At 66.4% G+C, this 1,508-nt stretch carries 1 protein-coding gene; it reads left to right on the top strand.

The genetic code is table 11. The annotated features are described in order from the left end of the window. Positions 1-269: 269 nt before the first annotated feature. Positions 270-1,481 carry an IS110 family RNA-guided transposase gene (locus N802_RS19105; RefSeq protein WP_035919681.1) on the top strand — a complete coding sequence of 404 codons (1,212 nt, stop codon included), beginning with the start codon at positions 270-272 and terminating at the stop codon, positions 1,479-1,481. Positions 1,482-1,508: the final 27 nt, after the last annotated feature.

Consider the following 1,508-nt stretch of genomic DNA (forward strand, 5'->3'; position numbering starts at 1 on the left):
CCCTAATGGGGATGCAGCTTCCCTTCACACCCCATGGGTCTGGGGTGGAGGCTGGTGGCCGAGCCGTCGGTTGGTGAACACCGCTCGTCCCCGGGGCTGTGATCCCTTGGGTTAGATCGTGTCCCGATCGGCGGGTAGGTCGCCCGTTGAGTGCTGATGGGATGTCGTGCCCCGCGTGCGGTGAGCACTGATCCATTAGGTCGCTGCCGGGGCGGTCTCGGCTCAACTGTCCGAAGCAGGTTCGTCCCGGGTCAAGGGAGGTGGGCGCGTTGATCTTCGTCGGGAACGACTGGGCTGAGGATCATCACGACATCCACGTGATGGATGAGAAGGGCAAGAAGCTCGCGGCGCGAAGGCTGCCCGAGGGAGTGGGCGGGGTCAGCACCCTCCATGCGGTGATCGGTGATCATGCCAACGATCCTCTGGAGGTGTCGGTGGGGATCGAAACCGACCACGGTCTGTGGGTGACGTCGCTGATCGCGGCCGGGTATCGGGTGTACGCGATCAACCCCAGGGCCGTCGCTCGGTACCGGGAGCGGCATCACGTGGGCGGCGGCAAGTCCGATGCCGGGGACGCGAAGGTGCTGGCCGACCTGGTCCGTACCGACGCCCACAACCATCGCGTCGTCGCCGGCGACACTGATGACGTTCAGGGCATCAAGGTCTTGGCGCGTGCTCAGCAGTCCTTGGTGTGGTCGAGGACCCGAGAGACCAATCGGTTGCGGAATGCGTTGCGGGAGTTCTATCCCGCAGCCCTGCTTGCGTTCGAGGACCTGCACGACCGTGACGCCCTCGCCGTCCTCGGCCGAGCTCCCAACCCCCACCTCGCGGCGAAGTTGACCCGGTCGCAGATCAAGGCCGCCCTGAGCGCTGGTGGCCGACGACGAAACCTTGACCCGACGGCGGAGCGGATCCAGGCGGCGCTTCGGACCCCGCAGCTACACGCACCCGACGCTGTCGCAGCGGCCTACGCCGTCGTCGTGTCCGCGCAGGCCGGGCTCATCACCTCGATGAACACCCAGCTCGCCGAACTCGAGGCACAACTGGAGCAGAGTTTTGAGCAGCACCCGGACGCCGACATCATTCTCTCGCTGCCAGGCCTGAGTGACGTCCTCGGCGCCCGGGTGCTCGGCGAGTTCGGGGACGACCCCGAACGCTTCGCCGACGCCAAGTCTCGCAGGAACTACGCCGGGACCTCCCCGATCACGATCGCCTCAGGCAAGAAGCGTGCCGTGGTCGCCAGACACGCCCGCAACACTCGGTTGTACGACGCGATCGACCAGTGGGCCTTCTGCTCGCTGCAAGCCAGCTCCGGTGCCCGCGGCTACTACGACCAACGACGCGCCGCCAAAGACACCCACCACCAAGCCCTGCGCGCCCTCGGGAACAGATGGGTCGCCATCCTCCACGGCTGCCTCAAACACCGACACGCCTACGACGAGCAGACCGCTTGGGGACACCGACAGCCCGCCGCCGCTTGACGACTTACAACCCTGGGATGTCTAACC

Source organism: Knoellia sinensis KCTC 19936 (assembly GCF_000768705.1).
In the GTDB taxonomy this organism is placed as follows: domain Bacteria; phylum Actinomycetota; class Actinomycetes; order Actinomycetales; family Dermatophilaceae; genus Knoellia; species Knoellia sinensis.